General features: G+C 65.3%; 12 protein-coding genes and 1 tRNA gene. 9 read left to right on the top strand and 4 right to left on the bottom strand.

Annotation, left to right across the window (positions count from 1 at the left end; translation table 11 throughout):
- The first annotated feature begins 39 nt into the window (after window positions 1-39).
- From AB0N24_RS11075 to AB0N24_RS11065, 3 genes are all read left to right on the top strand, one after another.
- On the top strand, window positions 40-1,443 hold the full coding sequence (locus AB0N24_RS11075) for an MFS transporter (RefSeq protein ID WP_364123735.1): 1,404 nt from the start codon (window positions 40-42) through the stop codon (window positions 1,441-1,443).
- Between the two features lie 65 nt (window positions 1,444-1,508).
- Window positions 1,509-1,991 carry a cation:proton antiporter regulatory subunit gene (locus AB0N24_RS11070; RefSeq protein WP_364123733.1) on the top strand — a complete coding sequence of 161 codons (483 nt, stop codon included), beginning with the start codon at window positions 1,509-1,511 and terminating at the stop codon, window positions 1,989-1,991.
- Between the two features lie 5 nt (window positions 1,992-1,996).
- Window positions 1,997-3,184, top strand: coding sequence for a cation:proton antiporter (locus AB0N24_RS11065; protein WP_364123731.1), 1,188 nt, complete (start codon window positions 1,997-1,999; stop codon window positions 3,182-3,184).
- Window positions 3,185-3,230: 46 nt separating this feature from the next.
- Here the strand turns inward: AB0N24_RS11065 and dcd are convergent, their stop codons facing one another.
- Window positions 3,231-3,806, bottom strand: a complete 576-nt coding sequence (gene dcd, locus AB0N24_RS11060; RefSeq protein ID WP_364123729.1) for a dCTP deaminase — start codon at window positions 3,804-3,806, stop codon at window positions 3,231-3,233.
- Window positions 3,807-3,958: 152 nt separating this feature from the next.
- Here dcd and AB0N24_RS11055 point away from each other — a divergent pair, with 152 nt between their 5' ends.
- Complete coding sequence (locus tag AB0N24_RS11055) at window positions 3,959-5,731, top strand: CAP domain-containing protein (protein ID WP_364123727.1); 1,773 nt, start codon at window positions 3,959-3,961, stop codon at window positions 5,729-5,731.
- A gap of 48 nt (window positions 5,732-5,779) precedes the next feature.
- Here AB0N24_RS11055 and AB0N24_RS11050 read toward each other — a convergent pair whose 3' ends face one another.
- Window positions 5,780-6,226, bottom strand: coding sequence for an SRPBCC family protein (locus tag AB0N24_RS11050; protein WP_364123725.1), 447 nt, complete (start codon window positions 6,224-6,226; stop codon window positions 5,780-5,782).
- A gap of 298 nt (window positions 6,227-6,524) precedes the next feature.
- On the opposite strand from AB0N24_RS11050, the gene AB0N24_RS11045 reads away from it, so the two are divergent.
- From AB0N24_RS11045 to AB0N24_RS11035, 3 genes are all read left to right on the top strand, one after another.
- Window positions 6,525-6,598: transfer RNA gene (locus AB0N24_RS11045), tRNA-Gly, on the top strand.
- Window positions 6,599-6,754: 156 nt separating this feature from the next.
- Entirely contained in the window at window positions 6,755-6,904 is a 150-nt protein-coding gene (locus AB0N24_RS11040; RefSeq protein ID WP_364123723.1) for a hypothetical protein, read from the top strand.
- Entirely contained in the window at window positions 6,901-8,061 is a 1,161-nt protein-coding gene (locus AB0N24_RS11035) for a N(5)-(carboxyethyl)ornithine synthase (RefSeq protein WP_364123721.1), read from the top strand. Before AB0N24_RS11040 ends, AB0N24_RS11035 begins: the two co-directional genes overlap by 4 nt.
- Here the strand turns inward: AB0N24_RS11035 and AB0N24_RS11030 are convergent.
- Window positions 7,994-9,538: an MFS transporter gene (locus AB0N24_RS11030; protein WP_364123719.1), complete on the bottom strand. Its 1,545-nt coding sequence runs from the start codon at window positions 9,536-9,538 to the stop codon at window positions 7,994-7,996. The two genes, AB0N24_RS11035 and AB0N24_RS11030, sit on opposite strands and share 68 nt — an antisense overlap.
- Window positions 9,539-9,717: 179 nt before the next feature.
- On the opposite strand from AB0N24_RS11030, the gene AB0N24_RS11025 reads away from it, so the two are divergent.
- Window positions 9,718-10,572, top strand: coding sequence for a LysR substrate-binding domain-containing protein (locus AB0N24_RS11025; protein ID WP_364123717.1), 855 nt, complete (start codon window positions 9,718-9,720; stop codon window positions 10,570-10,572).
- Window positions 10,573-11,321: 749 nt separating this feature from the next.
- Here the strand turns inward: AB0N24_RS11025 and AB0N24_RS11020 are convergent.
- On the bottom strand, window positions 11,322-14,849 hold the full coding sequence (locus AB0N24_RS11020) for a bifunctional proline dehydrogenase/L-glutamate gamma-semialdehyde dehydrogenase (RefSeq protein WP_364123715.1): 3,528 nt from the start codon (window positions 14,847-14,849) through the stop codon (window positions 11,322-11,324).
- A 458-nt stretch (window positions 14,850-15,307) separates the two neighbouring features.
- On the opposite strand from AB0N24_RS11020, the gene AB0N24_RS11015 reads away from it, so the two are divergent.
- Window positions 15,308-16,456, top strand: coding sequence for a hypothetical protein (locus AB0N24_RS11015; RefSeq protein ID WP_364123713.1), 1,149 nt, complete (start codon window positions 15,308-15,310; stop codon window positions 16,454-16,456).
- Window positions 16,457-16,504: the final 48 nt, after the last annotated feature.

Genomic DNA, 16,504 nt, shown 5'->3' with positions numbered 1-16,504 from the left:
TTAACTCGTCGTTGCGCTTAGGGCGGATAGCATCAGCCTATGAACCCCGCCACCGCCTCCGCGGCTACGCAGCCCCCGTCCGAACTGGAGTCCGGAACGCTGGCCACCAGCAAGGGAAGGGTCCTCGCCTGGGCCGCCTGGGACTGGGGCTCAGCGGCCTTCAACGCCGTGATGACCACGTTTGTGTTCACCGTCTACCTGACGTCCAATGCTTTCGGCGGCGAGGACCAGGCGTCTGCGGTGCTCGGCGGTGCCCTCGCCATCGCCGGCGCCGCCATCGCCCTCCTTGCGCCGGTGACGGGCCAGCGTTCGGACACCGGCGGACGCCGCAAGCTGTGGCTTGGCGTCAACACGGCCGCCGTCTCCGCGCTGACCGGATTGTGCTTTTTCGTCTTTCCGCGGCCGGAGTTCCTGCTGCTCGGCGTCACGCTCATCGCCCTGGGCAACGTCTTCTTCGAGTTCGCGGGGGTGAACTACAACGCCATGCTGGCCCAGATCTCCACCCCTAAGAACATCGGCAAGGTCAGCGGCTTCGGCTGGGGCATGGGCTACCTCGGCGGCATCGTCGCGCTGCTGATAGTCCTGCAGCTGTTCGTCCAGCCGAGCTTCGCGTGGTTCGGCGCCTCCACCCAGGACAGCCTCAACATCCGGCTCGTGGCGGTGTTCTCCGCCCTCTGGTTCTTCATCTTCGCCCTGCCGGTCCTGTTCGCCGTGCCGGAACTGCCCAAGCCGCAGCAGGGCGCCAAGCTGGGTTTCCTGGCCTCCTACGGGTTGCTGGTCCGCCGCATCAGGGCCATCTACCGGACCAGCCCGCACACCATCTTCTTCCTCCTCGCCAGCGCCATCTTCCGGGACGGACTGGCCGCCGTCTTTACATTTGGCGGGATCATCGCCGCGGGAACGTTCGGGTTCGAACTGAAGGAAGTCATTTTCTTCGCCATCTTCGGCAACGTCGTGGCAGCTGTGGGAGCCATGATCGGCGGCTTCCTGGACGACCGGATCGGGCCTAAGGCCGTCATCATCGGTTCCCTGGTCGGCCTGCTGGTCGCCGGCACGGTCATCCTGGTCCTGGGCAACGGCAGCTATGTCTTCTTTGGCCAGGCCTGGGCAGGTGCCACCACGTTCTGGGTGTTCGGGCTGTTCCTGTGCCTCTTCGTTGGCCCTGCCCAGTCCTCGTCCCGCGCCTACCTTGCCCGGCTGGCGCCGCACGGCGAATCCGGGGAGCTCTTTGGCCTGTACGCCACCACGGGCCGGGCAGTCAGCTTCCTGGCACCAACGCTCTTTACGCTCTGCATCGCCGTGGCCTCCCCGCTCGTGGAACCGGGGGAAGCACAGCGTTGGGGCATCCTCGGCATCATGGTGGTGCTGCTGGCCGGACTGCTGGTGCTGCTGCCGGTCAAACCGCCCGGCAAGGTGCAGATCGCCGTGGTTCCTGACGCCTGAGCGGGCGGCCGGGAATTCGGCGGTTTCGGAGCCCCAACTGCCTCCGCGCGGACTAGGCTGGTGCCATGAACGTGGATGAGACAGACCTCCCTGGCCTCGGCAGGCGCAAGGATTTCATGACCACCTCGGGGCGCCGGATCGGCGTGGTGGAATACCGTGAGGGTCAAACCGAACTGATCGTTTCTACCTGGGACGATCCCGATACGTGCCAGGCGTCCATCCCCCTGACAGCTGACGAAGCCGCTACCCTGGGCAACCTCCTGGGTGGCCAACGCCTGGCGATGCAGCTGTCCGAGGAACACCGGGAGATCCCCGGAATCGTCACGCGCCAGTTCTCCATCGGCGCCGACTCGCCATTCAACAACCAGCCCATGGGGAAGGCCTGCATCCGCACGCGCAGCGGCGTCTCCATCGTTGCGATCATGCGCGAAGGAGAGGTTGTGCCCTCCCCAGGGCCGGACATTGTCCTTCACCCCGGCGACCTGCTCGTGGCGGTGGGAACGCAAGAAGGCCTCGACACGGCGGCCGATATCCTGCGCAACGGCTGAGCGGCATGGATCCGCTCGCGCTAACCCTCATCGAACTGGGGGCCGTAGTCTTCTGCCTTGGCCTGCTGGCCAGGCTGGCCGGGCGGATCGGAATGTCCCCCATTCCCTTGTACCTGGTGGGCGGGCTGTTTTTCGGGGCCGGCGGCCTGGTCAAGCTGGAGGGTATGCACGAGTTCGCACATCTCTCCAGCGAGATCGGAGTGATCCTCCTGCTGCTTATGCTCGGATTGGAATATACGGCCACCGAGCTGGTCACCGGGCTGCGCAGGTCGTGGCAGGCCGGCGTCCTGGACTTCGTGCTGAACTTCCTGCCGGGCGCAGGCCTGGCGGTATGGCTGGGCTGGGGAGTGGTGGGAGCGATGGTGATGGGCGGCGTCACCTACATCTCCTCCTCCGGCATAGCTGCGAAGGTGATTACGGACCTGGGCCGTATCGGTAACCGCGAAACCCCGGTAGTGCTCTCCATCCTGGTCTTCGAGGATCTGGCGATGGCCATTTACCTGCCCGTCCTGACCGCCACCCTGGCCGGCGTCAGCTTCCTGGTGGGCCTTCAGACAGTCGGAATTTCACTGGCGGTGGTCACTGTGGTGCTGGTGGTTGCCCTCCGGCACGGACACCATGTGTCCAAGGCGGTGCACAGCGAAAACTCCGAGGTCTTCCTGTTGAACCTCCTCGGCGCGGCCCTGCTGGTGGCTGGCCTCGCCGCCGCAATGCAGGTCTCGGCCGCAGTGGGTGCGTTCATGCTCGGCATCGCCATTTCCGGTGCCACCGCGCACAGCGCAACCCGCATCCTTGAGCCGCTGCGGGATTTGTTCGCGGCCATTTTCTTCGTGGTCTTCGGCCTCAATACCGACCCCACGACCATCCCGCCGGTCCTTGGCTGGGCACTGATCCTTGCCGTCGTCACGGCCGCCACCAAAATGATCACGGGAATCTGGGCGGCAAAACGCGCAGGAATTGCCCTCCCCGGCCGCTTCCGTGCCGGTGCCGCGCTCATAGCCCGCGGCGAATTCTCCATCGTCATCGCCGGCCTGGCGGTGGCCTCCGGGGTGGTGCCGCATAACTTGGCGGCGCTGGCAACGGCTTACGTGCTCATCATGGCCATCATGGGTCCGCTGGCGGCGCGCTACGTGGAACCGATCGTGAAGATGTTGCGGCGCCCGGCTAAACCACAGCCCGCCCCCGCCGCCTAAACAGCGACGCTCTCTCAGATCCCGCCGCCCAAACAGCGACGCTCCCTCAGATCTCGGTGCGGTGGAAGTTCAGGTGGCTGCGGCTGGCGGTAGGCCCGCGCTGACCCTGATAGCGGTTGCCGTACTCACCGGAACCGTAGGGGAACTCGGCGGCCGAGCTCAGCTTGAAGAAGCACAGCTGGCCGATCTTCATACCCGGCCACAGCTTAATGGGCAGGGTGGCCATGTTGGACAGCTCGAGGGTGACGTGGCCGGAGAAGCCAGGATCGATGAACCCCGCGGTGGAGTGCGTCAACAGCCCCAGCCGGCCGAGTGAGGACTTGCCCTCCAGGCGTGCGGCGATGTCATCCGGCAAGGTAACTGTCTCGTAGGTGGAACCGAGCACGAATTCGCCCGGGTGGAGGATGAACGGCTCCCCGGAGTCCACTTCGACCAGACGGGTCAGCTCAGGCTGGTCCTCGGCGGGGTCGATGTGCGCGTATTTGTGGTTGTCGAACAGCCGGAAAAACCTGTCGATCCGCACGTCCACGGACGACGGCTGGACCATCACAGGGTCATACGGATCCAGGACAATCCGTTGGGAATCAATTTCGGCACGAATATCGCGGTCAGAGATCAGCACACTCAAAAATACCGCACCATTGCCCACCCCGCGGTCCGGGGCTACTGTTGCTGCTGTTAAGGAACGTCATTTCCGCTACAGGATGAGTCTGATGTTGCGGCTGTGACGGCGTCTCTCCCGGCAAAAGGGACGCCGACGGATCTGGGGTTGACTTGAGGAAAATTTCGGCACGGGCAACGGCGGCCATGATCTGCGCGCTGGCTCTCATCCCGCCTGCTGCCGGCCAGCTGGGGGGATTTTCCTCAAGCCCGGAATCCGCCGGGTCTTCAGCCATGGGGCACCAGACGCAGAGCGTCGCCCTCGGCCCGCCGTCGGCCACGTACGACGGCGGCACGGAAGCCGCCGCTGCGGCGCCGGGCCTCGCCCCCGCCGTGGACCCGGACATCCGGGCGGGCGACTCCGCCGGACTGGCAGATACGTCGGGAGCGGCGTCCGCTGTGGCCCCAGCCGGCACTATGTCCAAGGCAACCCTGCCTGCGTCCGATGCCGGAACGGCTGCGCCGCCAGCTGAGGACACCCCGCCCGAACCTGCGTCCATTCCACCGCTGTCCGCCACGGACGCGGACCTCGCGGCCTTGGCCCAAGCTCCGTCGCAACCCCCGGCCGTGCCCGCCGCCGCCACCGAGGCGCTCCAGACGGAATCCCTCACCACGGAAGCCCTGGTCAGGGACGACGCATCGTCGCAGATCAAAAACGTCTTCAACGCCATCAACAGCTACCGGGCTTCGTTCGGACTGCCCGCCGTGAAGTACCACGCCACGGTCGCCGGGATGGCGCAGGAGTGGTCCGACAGCATTGCCTCCCGCGAAGTGATAGAGCACCGCTCGAACTTCTGGACCGACTCCCGCGCCCTCAACCCCACCAACGGCGCAGGGGAAGTCATCGCAGTCCGCTGGGACCGCGACGCCGCACAGCTCGTGGAGTGGTGGAAGGGCTCACCTGCCCACAACGCCATCCTGAAGGACCCGCGGTTCAATGTGATCGGCGTCGGCATCACTTTCACGGACGGAAACTGGCAGACCACTCCCAACCGATACACCATGTGGGGTGTGGTGAACTTCTTCGGGTACAGCACACTCCCCGCCGGAACCATCACCAGCCCGGGCGGCAGCACTGAACCGCCGGCGCAACCCGTCACCGTCTGCGATCCGCTGGTCCGGCACATGCCCCCGACGGCGGACCTGGCGGCGGCGGCCATCAAGGGTCCAGGCGACCTTGTGTCCGTTAACTCGTCTGGCCAGCTCCTTAACCGCCCCTCGCTGGGGAACCGGCAATTCGGTGCACAGCAGGTCATCGGGAGCGGGTTTGGCACCGCCAAGGAAGTTTTCGTCACGGACTGGGAACGCGATGGCGTTTTTGACCTCCTCGTCCAATGGGCCGACGGGCGGCTCACGTTGCATGCGGGAGAGGTTGCCGGCGGCTTCCTCCCCGCCGTGACCCTGGGCCAGTCCGGATGGGCCGGAATGACCCTGGCCCTGGGAGGCTGGTGCGCCAACAACCGGCTCCCCCAACTGGTGGCACTGGACGGATCGGGGAACCTCTGGCTGTACCCCAACCGGGGAAAGGGCGACCTGGTGACCCGGACGCTGATGGCGTCGGGCGTCTCAGCCAACCGGCTGGCCATGGTGGATTACGACGGCGACGGTTTCCAGGATCTGCTGGCGCGGCAGACGGACGGCAACGTCCGCCTCTACCGCGGCTCAGGCGCACCGGCACCACGCGCCGAAGCACGCAGCGTGGTGGCCAGCGGATGGACGGACGTCACGGCGATCCGTCCGCTGCAGGATGTCACGGGCCTGAATTCGACGGGGCTGGCTCTCCGGCGCGCCGGCGACGTGGTGCAGTACTGGGACCTCAGCACCGGTGCGCTGTCCTCGCCGTCGTCCATCCCGGGTGCGTGGGCGGGGCAACGCCTGGCCCAGTAACGGCGCGACGTCCGGCGCAGTAACCGCCGGGCGGCTGGTACCCGGTGGCTATTGCTCCGTCGACCGGGCCTCCAGGACTGACTTGAGGCGTTCAAGTTGGGCGACTTCCGCCTTCATTGTCCGCTGGATCATGAAGTCCATGAGTCCGGCCAACCCCTTGGGCCGGAATTCCAGCGCGAACCGGACCCGGGTGTTTGTTCCCTCGGTGCTCAAGTAATAGCCGCCGTGCGGGCGTGCGGGACCGGCAACCACCTGGAACTGGATCTCGGCGCCCGGCCTGAGCTGGGTGATCTGGAAGTCCGCGGCAATGGGGCGCCCCGCCGGGCCTGTTAAGGTCTGCTGGTAAACGGCGCCGTTGGCGCCCACGGCGCCGGACCACAGTTCAATGCTGCGGATTCCTTCACGCCACGAGGGAAGATTTAGCCCGTCCTGCAGGAACTGGTACACGGTCATGGCATCGCGTTCAACGACGACCTCGTACTCTGCAAATGCCACGGGGATCCCTTAATTGTCGGACAGCTTTCTGATGTAGCCCGTTCCCCTGATACTGCAGCTAACCTCTTCAGGATATTCAGGAGTCGCCGCTTCGGAGCCGCCTGCGCCGTGCCTTAACCGAACAGTTATGGAACAGCCGGTCCCGCCAACGCAAGCGGGACGTGTTCACAGTGGCGCGTGTGCGAGCTGAAGGCGCCAACGTTTCCGGTGTCACTGTTCGGGGACGGCGCGCGCCTGGGGTAAAGTAAATCCGGTTGACGCAACCGGGACTATCAACCACATCGTGGCCGGTCCCCATGCGGCTGTAGCTCAATGGTAGAGCGCTAGCTTCCCAAGCTTGATACGCGGGTTCGATTCCCGTCAGCCGCTCCAATTTTCCCGCGGACTTCGCAGCGCCCGTTGCGGGCGCCTCCCAGCACCGCCCGCCACAGTCGCTTCCTGCGCGCCGTGGCCTGGCCCCGGGGCATTAGGCGCCTACCTGTATCGTCAGAAGTCAGGAACCCCTTCGGTTCCGCTACAGGAGCAATCATGGCTGACAAGTCCCCGCGTCAAGCAGCATCCAAAAAATCCGGCAAATCCATCAAGGAAAAACGCGCCGACAAGAGGGCCTCGGAAGCGCCCGCCAGCTCCCTCGACAAGGCGACCGCCGCCAAGTCAGCGAGCCCCAAAAAGAAGTGACCGGCTCCGTGAACCACCTCACCCTCGGAGTCCTCGCCAGCACGCGAAAGCCTGACGAACGGCGACTCCCGCTCCACCCCCTTCATCTGGACCGCATAGCACCGGAGCTCAGGCGGCAGATCATCCTTGAACAGGGCTACGGTGAACGGTTCGGTGTCTCGGACAGCCACCTGGCCTCCCTCGTGGGACGGATTGCCACCCGCGACCAGATCGTTGCCGACGCCGACGTCGTCCTGCTGCCCAAACCGCAGCCCGAAGATCTGGCCGAACTCCGCGACGGGCAGGTCCTCTGGGGCTGGCCGCACTGTGTCCAGGACCGCGGCATCACGCAGCTGGCCATCGACAAGAAGCTCACGCTGATCGCCTTCGAGGCCATGAACCACTGGGCCGGCGACGGCGGCTTCGGCCTGCATGTTTTCCACAAGAACAACGAGCTGGCCGGCTACTGTTCCGTCCTGCACGCCCTTGCCTTGACCGGGTCCACCGGTGATTACGGCCGGCGGCTTTCCGCCGTCGTCATTGGTTTCGGCGCCACCGCCCGCGGTGCCGTCACCGCGCTGAATGCCCACGGCATCCACGATGTCCAGGTGCTGACCAACCGGGGCGTGGCCGCCGTCGGCTCGCCCATCCACTCGGTGCGGATCGCCCAGTTCGACCATGACGACAAGGCGCCGTTCCTCAGCCAGGTCATCACCGAACGCGGCAGGGTGCCGCTGGCACCGTTCCTCGCTGCCAGCGACATCGTGGTCAACTGCACGCTGCAGGACCCCAATGCCCCCCTCACGTACCTGCGTGAAGAGGACCTCGGTGCGTTCCGTCCCGGCAGCCTGATCGTGGACGTGTCCTGCGATGAGGGCATGGGCTTCAGCTGGGCGAAAACCACCACGTTCGCCGAACCCATGCTTACGGTGGGCAGCCACATCGATTACTACGCCGTGGACCACAGTCCGTCCTACCTGTGGAACTCCTCCAGCTGGGAGATCAGCGAAGCGCTGCTCCCCTTCCTGGAAACCGTCATTTCCGGTCCCGAGGCATGGGCCGGAAACGAGACGATCGCCCGTGCCATCGAAATCCGCGGCGGAGAGATCCTCAACAAGGACGTGCTGCAGTTCCAGCAGCGGCAGGCGGAGTACCCGCACGCCCCTCTGGGCGCGTAGCGGCCGGCTGGTGCGCCGGTCCTGAAGGCCGGCGCACCGGCTGCTTCACCGTTCGCCTGACAATCCGGAGCAGGTGGCGCCGGTCCTTGAGGTCCACTTTGAGGGTCAGCTCACCGCGCCGGGCAAGTACGACGGCGACAGTCACCGCTGCCAGGACCGGCACCCCGCCGGAGACCAGGATGGCAGTGTGCGGGTCCAGGTGCTCGGCAATCCATCCGATCATGGGACCGCCGATGGCCTGGCCGCCGATCAGCACCATGATGTACAGGCTCATAACGCGTCCGCGGATTCCCATGTTGGAGCTGATCTGGACCAGCTGGTTCGAGGCGGTCAGGAACATCAGGCACCAGAACCCGGAGAGCACCATGGCCGCGCCGAACCACACCATGGACGGCGCCAGTGCCGCCAGGCAGAGCATGAGCCCGTACATTCCGGCGCCCAGGACCACTGACCGCAGCCGCAGGTGCCGGCGGCGGGTGGAGGCAATGGCCCCGGCCAATGCACCGAGCGCAACCAGCGCGTTCAGCAGGCCGTAGCCTCCGGCGCCGACGTCGTACACGTGGTCCGCGAAGGCGGCCAGCAGCACCGGCAGGCTCATGGCGAATACGGCGATGAACCCGGCCATCAGCCACGGCCAGTAGATGGTCGGCTTGCTGAGTGCGTACCGCAGCCCCTCCCGGAGCATTCCCTTGCGCTTGGGAGCAGGCGCACTGATGAACAACTGGTCCTTGCGCAGAAGCAGCAGCATGGCCACCGTTGAGCAGCAGGCCACGGCGTTTGCGGCGAAGGCCCAGCCGGCACCCACGGCGGTGAGCAGAAGTCCGGCGATTGCAGGGCCGATGAGTCCGCCCAGCTGGAAGGTTGTGGAGTTCACGCTGATGGCGTTGCGCAGGTACGTGGGGCCGACGAGTTCGTTGACGAACACCTGCCGGGCCGGCTGGTCCAGGACGGTGACAAGTCCCAGCACCAGGGCGATGGTGTAGACGTGCCACACTTCGATGCGCTGGCTGATCGCCAGGATGGCCAGTGTGGCCGCGAGGACCGCCGCGACGGCCTGGCAGAGAACCAGGATCTTCCGTTTCGGGAACCTGTCCGCCATCATCCCGCCCCACGGCCCCAGCACCAGGGACGGCATGAACTGCAGCGCCACGGTGATGCCGACGGCGGTGACCGAGCCGGAAAGCTGCAGCACCAGCCAGTCCTGCGCAATCCGTTGCATCCAAAGCGCCACCACCGCAATGAAGTGCCCGATGGCAAAAATGCGGAAATTGGGGACCCGGAGGGAAATGAAGGTGTGGCGCCACGGAAGCCGTTCAGTGACGACGGCGATCGGCTGGGTGGCGTCCGCGGGCCGCGGCGGCGCAGCCTGCGGCGGCGAAGTCCGCGGCGGAGTCTGCGAGGGTGGGGAACCGGCGGAGGCGGCGGAATCGATGACGGGCTGGCTGACGGTTGCCGTGGAAGGCGGAGGGGGTGCCACAGGGAATCCTCAAAAGGTGCGGGTGAGCGGGATACTTCCACGCTATGGTGGCCCAAAGTGATTATGGAAGCGTATTGTTCCTATAACTAACATTGCGAACCGCAATACTGCCTTGGCGCGGAGCCGCCCTCACGGGGGCTCCGACACCTGCGTCCGCCGCCCGCCACCCCAGGAGTGCCATGTTTGAACCCGCCCAACTCCGGTCCTTTTTGGCCGTTGCCGAGACCCTGAGCTTCACGAAAGCGGCGGAGCGGCTGGGGTTGGCCCAGCCCACCGTCAGCCAGCACGTGCGCAAGCTGGAAGCCGCGGCCAAGCGGGTGCTGATCGCCCGTGACACGCGGGACGTGCGGCTGACGGACAACGGCGATGCCATGGCAGGTTTCGCCCGGACCATCCTCGCGGCCCACGATGCCGCTTCCCGCTATTTCTCCGGGTCCGCCAAGCGCGGCCGGCTGCGTTTCGGCACGGCGGACGACCTTGCCATCACCGGCCTCCCCCGCATCCTCCGGGAGTTCCGCCAGATCTACCCGCAGATCAACCTGGAACTCACAGTGGGCCAGAGCGACCAGCTCTACAAGAAACTGAATGCCGGCCAGCTGGACCTGGTGTTCGTGAAGTGGGTTGCCGGAGCCAAGGACGGCACGGTGGTACAGCACGACGCGTTCGCGTGGGTGGGCCTGGAACAGACGGCACTTGAACCAGGGGATCCGGTTCCGCTGATCGCCTACCCCTCGCCCAGCCTTAGCAGGAAGCTTGCCATCGACGCCCTCGAATCCCGGGGCCGGACGTGGCGCATCACCTGCACCACCCGGCAGATCAGCGGCGTCCTGGCCGCGGTCCGGGCGGGAATCGGCGTGGCCGTCATGCCGTCCTCGCTGGTCCCCGAGGACCTCAAGATCATCACCCGCCGCTTTGACCTGCCGCCGGTGGGCGACGTCGACTTCACCCTGATCCGCAATCCGCTGGCGAATGCCGAGGTGATCGAGGCGCTCACCCAGGCGATTGTGGGGCGCACACTGAAGCGCTCCGCATAGCAGTTGAGTACCGCCCGAGTAATGGAACAATTAGCACTTAACCAAGTAAGTACCTTCCCGGGCATAAATGATTAGTGCGCGTAAGTGATTGAAGATATTACGCGCGTAATTTATGCTTGAATTCTGTTAAAGGTTATGCAGAAGCCAATGACAACGATTCGATGACGAACCGTGTCCGCCGCCGCTGCCTTGGGGGCGCCTGTCGGACAACGTTCGGGATAGGCATGCGATGACGCCAACCACGAACCACCCGCATCTTTCAGTCTCAAATTCGGTCCACTCACTAAAAACGGTACGCCCGCTGGCGGTAGGGACGCACCGCAACACGCCAGCACATCATGAATCAAGCGCACACGCTGATCTAGTCACTCAGCGCGAACCGCATGCCGCCGCAACCCTGGTGGACACCGAGTTTGTGGGTAGCCCCTACTGCGAGCGCTGCGGCACGGATGAGTTTATTTACTTGGAGACCTTCGTCCCGGCAAAGTACCGGCACGACGGCACCCTCCGGAAGCCGGGCGAAGTAACGTACTTCTGCACCGGCTGCGAAGATTTTTCGGCACACTCGGTCCCAGCCTCGTGGGTGCCGCCCGGCTGGTATTTGGGCTAGCCGCAACTCCGCTGACATTCACCTAACCTGACATACACCTAGACAGAAACGAATCGCCGCCGGCAGGCACCCGAGGGTGCCCACCGGCGGCGACTGCTTTTGGCCTGAACCCGTCTGGGTGAGGCTGCCGAACCGCCTCTTAGATCAAGCTGTCCGAGAGGTGGTTGGGCGTTCCGAAGCGGTGCGCGGTGATGCTGACGGCCTGCTCGTGCAAGAACGGCAGCAGCTCCACCCGACCGGCCTCGGTGACCGGGTGGCCGTAGATGGCCAGGTCCGGGCGCCCGCCGGTGGCTTCGGACAGCGCGGTCGCGTCGCCGCCCAGGAGCCGGATCCGTCCGCCGGACAGCTTGCCTGCCCCGGCGAGCCTCGCAGCGGAGGCCAGCCACGCGGCGTCGTCCTCCACGGTGACGGGGATATCCAGCGCACCGAGCGCCTCCTGCAGCGGTGCAGGAAGTTCGACAGCGGTGGATACCGTCAGTGCCGACCCGGCCAGGACGCCGGCGGCTACTGTCCGCACCAGGGCAGCGACGGGTTCATCCGCGGAGAGCCGAACGGTCACCGGCAGGGAGCGGTAGCGGAAAATGTTCCGCTCGGCGCTCAGGCCGGAGACATCCTTGGCGGTGCCGAACTCTTCGGCCCAGGCGAGGGCGTCGGAAGCAAGTGCACGCTGCAGGGCTTCGAAGGCGGGAGCGTCCAATGAGCCCTTCGCGGCACTGACCAGGCGGCGAACGCCCGGGTTGGTGACGGCTGCCGAGGCGCCTGCGGCTGTGCTGGCTTTGCTTTCCCAGCCACCGAGACCGGCGAGGTAGTTGGGTCCGCCCGCCTTGGTTCCGGCGCCGACGGCGGACTTCTTCCAGCCGCCGAACGGCTGCCGCTGCACGATCGCTCCGGTGATGCCGCGGTTGACGTAGAGGTTGCCTGCCTGGATGGTGTCCAGCCAGAGCCCGACTTCCTCCGTGTCCAGGGAGTGCAGGCCGGCGGTCAGGCCGTACTCCACCTGGTTCTGGATGGCGATGGCGTCTTCCAAGGTGTCCGCTGTCATGACGCCAAGCACCGGACCGAAGAACTCGGTGAGGTGGAAGTAGGATCCGCGGCGCACTCCGTAGCGGACGCCCGGGCTCCAGAGCCGGCCGGACCCGTCCAGCTGCCGCGGCTCAACGGCCCAGCTTTCGCCTTGGCCCAGGGTGGTGAGGGCGTTCAGGAGCTTGCCGTTGGCGGGTTCGATGATCGGACCCATCTGGCTGGTGGGGTCCTCCGGGTAGCCCACCTTGAGGGAGGTGACGGCGTCAATGAGCTGGTTATGGAACCGCTTGGAGGTGGCCACGGAGCCCACCAGGATCACCAGGGAGGCGGCGGAGCACTTCTGACCGGCGTGGCCGAAGGCAGAGTAGGCGACGTCCTTGGCAGCGAGGTCAAGGTCGGCACTGGGGGTGACGATGATGGCGTTCTTGCCGCTGGTTTCGGCCAGGAGCGGCAGGTCCTTGCGGAAGGAGCGGAACAGCTCGGCGGTCTCGTAGCCGCCGGTCAGGATCACGCGGTCCACGGCGGGGTGCGAGATCAGCTGCTGCCCGAGCTCACGCTCGCCCAGCTGGACCATGGTGAGCACGTCGCGGGGAACGCCGGCTTCCCAGAGCGCTTCGATCATCACGGCACCGCTGCGGCGGGCCTGCTTGGCGGGTTTGATCACGACGGCGGAGCCGGCGGCGAGTGCCGCGAGGGTGGAGCCGGCCGGGATGGCCACCGGGAAGTTCCACGGCGGGGTCACCACGGTGAGCTTCGCGGGCACGAACGTGGCGCCGTCGACGTCGTCGAGCTTGCGCGCGGACTCGGCGTAGTAGTGGGCGAAGTCCACGGCTTCGCTGACCTCCGGGTCGCCCTGGTCGATGGTCTTGCCGGTTTCGCTGGCCATGACTTCAAGCAGGTCGGCGCGGTGGGCCTCCAGGATGTCGCCGGCATGGTGGAGGACGGCGGCGCGCTCGGCGCCGCTGAGGGCGCCCCAGGCCTTGCCCTTTTCGACGGCCGTGGCGATGACCGTGTTGAGCGTCTCTGCGTCCGCGATGGTGGCGGCTTCCACGGAGTCATTGCCAAGCGTGGAGAACGGAACGCGTTCCAGGATTGCGCGGCCCCAGTCGCGGTTGGCCGGCAGGGATGGGTCAGTGTCCGGGGTGTTCTCGAAGGAGTCGCGCGGCATCGGCTCGGCCGCGAGGCTGCGGTTCTGCCGGCGGTTGGCCGGCGGAACCTGGTCGTCGAGCTCTGCCAGCGAGGCGAGGAAGCGCTGCTTCTCGCGCTCGAAGAGCGCTTCGTTTTCGCTGAGCTCGAACACTGCGGACATGAAGTTGTCCTGGCTGGCGCCCTCTTCGAGGCGGCGGATCAGGTAGGCGATGGCGACGTCGAACTCAGCCGGGTGCACCACGGGGGTGTAGAGCAGGAGCGAGCCGACATCCTTCTTGACGGCTTCGGCCTGTCCTTGCGCCATGCCGAGCAGCATCTCGAATTCGATGCCGGATTCCACGCCGCGCTGCTTGGCTAGCAGCCAGGCGAACGCGATGTCGAAGAGGTTATGGCCGGCCACACCGATCCGGACGTTCTTGATCCGGTCCGGATGCAGCGAGTAGTTGATGACGCGCTTGTAGTTGGTGTCCGAGTCCTGTTTGGTGCCCCATGTGGCCAACGGCCAGTCGTGGAGGGAAGCCTCGACGTGTTCCATGGGCAGGTTGGCGCCCTTGACGACGCGGACCTTGATCGCGGCGCCGCCGTCGGCGCGGCGGGCCGCGGCCCAGTCCTGCAGGCGGATCATGGCGGACAGGGCGTCCGGGAGGTAGGCCTGGAGCACGATGCCGGCCTCGAGGTTCTTGAACTCCGGCTTGTCCAGGATCCGGGTGAAGACCGCAATGGTCATGTCCAGGTCCTTGTATTCCTCCATGTCCAGGTTGATGAACTTGGCGTTCTGTCCGGTGCCGGCAAAGGAGGCTGCGAGGGCGAAGAGCGGAGTGAGCTTTTCCACGACGTGCTCCACAGCCTCGTCGAAGGCCCAGGCGGAGTGCGGGGCGACGGTGGAGGACACCTTGATGGAGACGTAGTCCACGTCCGGGCGGGCCAGCAGCGTGTGGGTGCCTTCGAGCCGGCGGGAGGCCTCGTGTTCGCCGAGGACGGCTTCGCCGAGGAGGTTAACGTTGAGCTTGATGCCGTCCGTGCGGATCTTCGCGATGGCCGGGCCCAGCTTGGCTTCGGTGGCGTCGACAATGAGGTGGCCCACCATTTCGCGGAGCACGCGGCGGGCGACCGGGATGACTACCTGCGGCAGGACCGGAGCCATGGTGCCGCCGAGGCGGACGGCGCTGCGCATGTACCAGGGGAGGAAGGCCGGGACCTTGGGCGCGAGGGCAGCTAGGTTCCGGGCGGCCACGTGGACGTCTTCCGGGCGGACCACGCCGTCCACGAAGCCGACAGTGAAGTCCAGCCCGTTGGGGTCCTTCAGAACACCGGCGAGCTGTTCAGCGGAGGCATCCACGGGGACCTTGGCGGCTTCCGTCAACCAGTGGCGCACCAGCCCGATTGCTTCCCCGGCCAGGGCCTGGGCTTCGGGCACGTGGGAGGCGGCTGCAACGGCCGGTTCGGTGGCCGCTTTCCCGGTGAAGACGCCGGGCTCCGTTGAAATGTTGGTCATATCTAACACTCGTTCTTTCCGTTGGTGAGGTCGTTCTTTCCTTCAGTATGATCCTCCTGTCACTTAAGATAAAGCGACGTTTTCTGAGTAATACAGGTTAGAAAACCCAATGATTAATAATCCCGTCCGAACGTTCGGAAATCACCCCGAACGCTCCCTCACTTCCTGCAGCTTTCCGGGTGACGCTCTCTCACTTCCTGCGGCTTTCCGGGTGACGCTCTCTCACTTTTCGGATACAGACGACGAACCCCCTCCCACCGAGGTGAGAGAGGGTTCGTCGATATGGCACCGGATCTGAGAGAGCGTCCGGTTATATGTTGCAGGAAGTGAGAGAGCGTTGGGCTGCTACCCGAGCAGGCGGGCGAGGGAATTCAACCCGGGAAGTCCGGCAAAAATCTGTCACGCGCGTTGACAGGTCTAGTCATTAGTGACATGGTTCACTCGTCTATGGCCCCGGGATGCCCGATATCCTGGGCGCGAATATGGGGGAATACATGACGAAACAGTTAGCCGCAAAACGACTGATACTCGGCTTCGATGCCGGATGCATGACGTGCAGCAGGATCGCCGAAGATGCCGCGGCGGCCAGTGGAGGGAAGCTGGAAGTCATGAATCTGGGCTCCTCGGAAATGGTCAAGTGGAGAACTCAGGCGCTTGGTGCGACACCGCCTTGGAAGCCAACCCTGGTCGAGCTGGTCGGCACGGTCACCGCCGTCCGCACCGGACCCGCTATCGGGTTCGCATTGATCCGAAACCTCGGCATGGCCGGCAGCTGGGGCGTCCTGAAGTCCATTGGCAAGCTCCGCCAGGAAAGCGGGGAGGCAAACCGAGGACCGGAGTTCGGACCCAGTCGAAGCGCCTTCCTTCGAGGGCTCACAGGGGCAGCATTGGGTGTCTCGATCCTGGCCGGTTCGGGTAATGCCGCAATGGCTGCCCCGAACCCCAAGAAGACGCGCAACAACCACTGGTTCGATGCCGTGGAAAGCGTCGCGAAGGAGGAACTATCTCCCGAGCAGGCCATGGCCGCCTGGCGCAAGGCCGTGGCAACGGATAACTTCGCCAAGCTCGCTGCCCTGCCAACCATGAGGGCCGGGCTGACGCTGCCAGCGCCTGAAAGCGTCCGGGGCGTTACCTGCGAAACCGAACTCGACAACGGACCGACTGTTCGCGGTGCTATGCACACACTCAAGAACGGCGGCGCGATGACCGCATTGGCGCTCATCGACGAAGACCGCATGACCGTGACGTACGAGGTCGCAACCAAGAGCGGCACCATCCGACGCCTCACAAAAGTGCATCAAGTGACGGGAGAACTGACGAGCCAGCTGATGGCTGAGGCTGACGACGGCGTTGCTACAGACATCAGCGCATTGAGGGCCTCAAACGATGACGGACTTACACCGATGGCGAATGGCTGCCCCGACTGCATGTCTCCACGTTGCGATGACATGGACTGGGGCTGCGCTGCCGCTTGCTGCGGCGCCTGCCGCTTTGCCAACTTCTTTGTGATGATGAGCTGCTTGGCCGTTTTTTGCCCCGGCTGCACCGTAGGGACATGCTGCCGCCGGTATTCGTGCCAGCCGATTGCTCGCTGCGGGCCCTACTAAGCAGGACCCTTCCTGCCCGCATGACGATTAATTAAGTAAGACCGCCGT

Origin of the sequence: Arthrobacter sp. NPDC093128, from assembly GCF_040683875.1 — a bacterium.
Lineage (GTDB): Bacteria > Actinomycetota > Actinomycetes > Actinomycetales > Micrococcaceae > Arthrobacter.
The sequence above is the reverse complement of the archived record's forward strand: the minus strand, read 5'-3'. Positions and strand labels throughout refer to the sequence as shown.

Bases quoted from the DNA above. Each gene is read 5' to 3' on its own strand.
- AB0N24_RS11025 (WP_364123717.1), top strand. From the start codon at position 9,718: ATGTTTGAACCCGCCCAACTCCGGTCCTTTTTGGCCGTTGCCGAGACC.
- AB0N24_RS11040 (WP_364123723.1), top strand. From the start codon at position 6,755: ATGGCTGACAAGTCCCCGCGTCAAGCAGCATCCAAAAAATCCGGCAAA.
- AB0N24_RS11075 (WP_364123735.1), top strand. From the start codon at position 40: ATGAACCCCGCCACCGCCTCCGCGGCTACGCAGCCCCCGTCCGAACTG.
- AB0N24_RS11065 (WP_364123731.1), top strand. From the start codon at position 1,997: ATGGATCCGCTCGCGCTAACCCTCATCGAACTGGGGGCCGTAGTCTTC.
- AB0N24_RS11020 (WP_364123715.1), bottom strand. From the start codon at position 14,849: ATGACCAACATTTCAACGGAGCCCGGCGTCTTCACCGGGAAAGCGGCC.
- AB0N24_RS11015 (WP_364123713.1), top strand. From the start codon at position 15,308: ATGCCCGATATCCTGGGCGCGAATATGGGGGAATACATGACGAAACAG.
- AB0N24_RS11070 (WP_364123733.1), top strand. From the start codon at position 1,509: ATGAACGTGGATGAGACAGACCTCCCTGGCCTCGGCAGGCGCAAGGAT.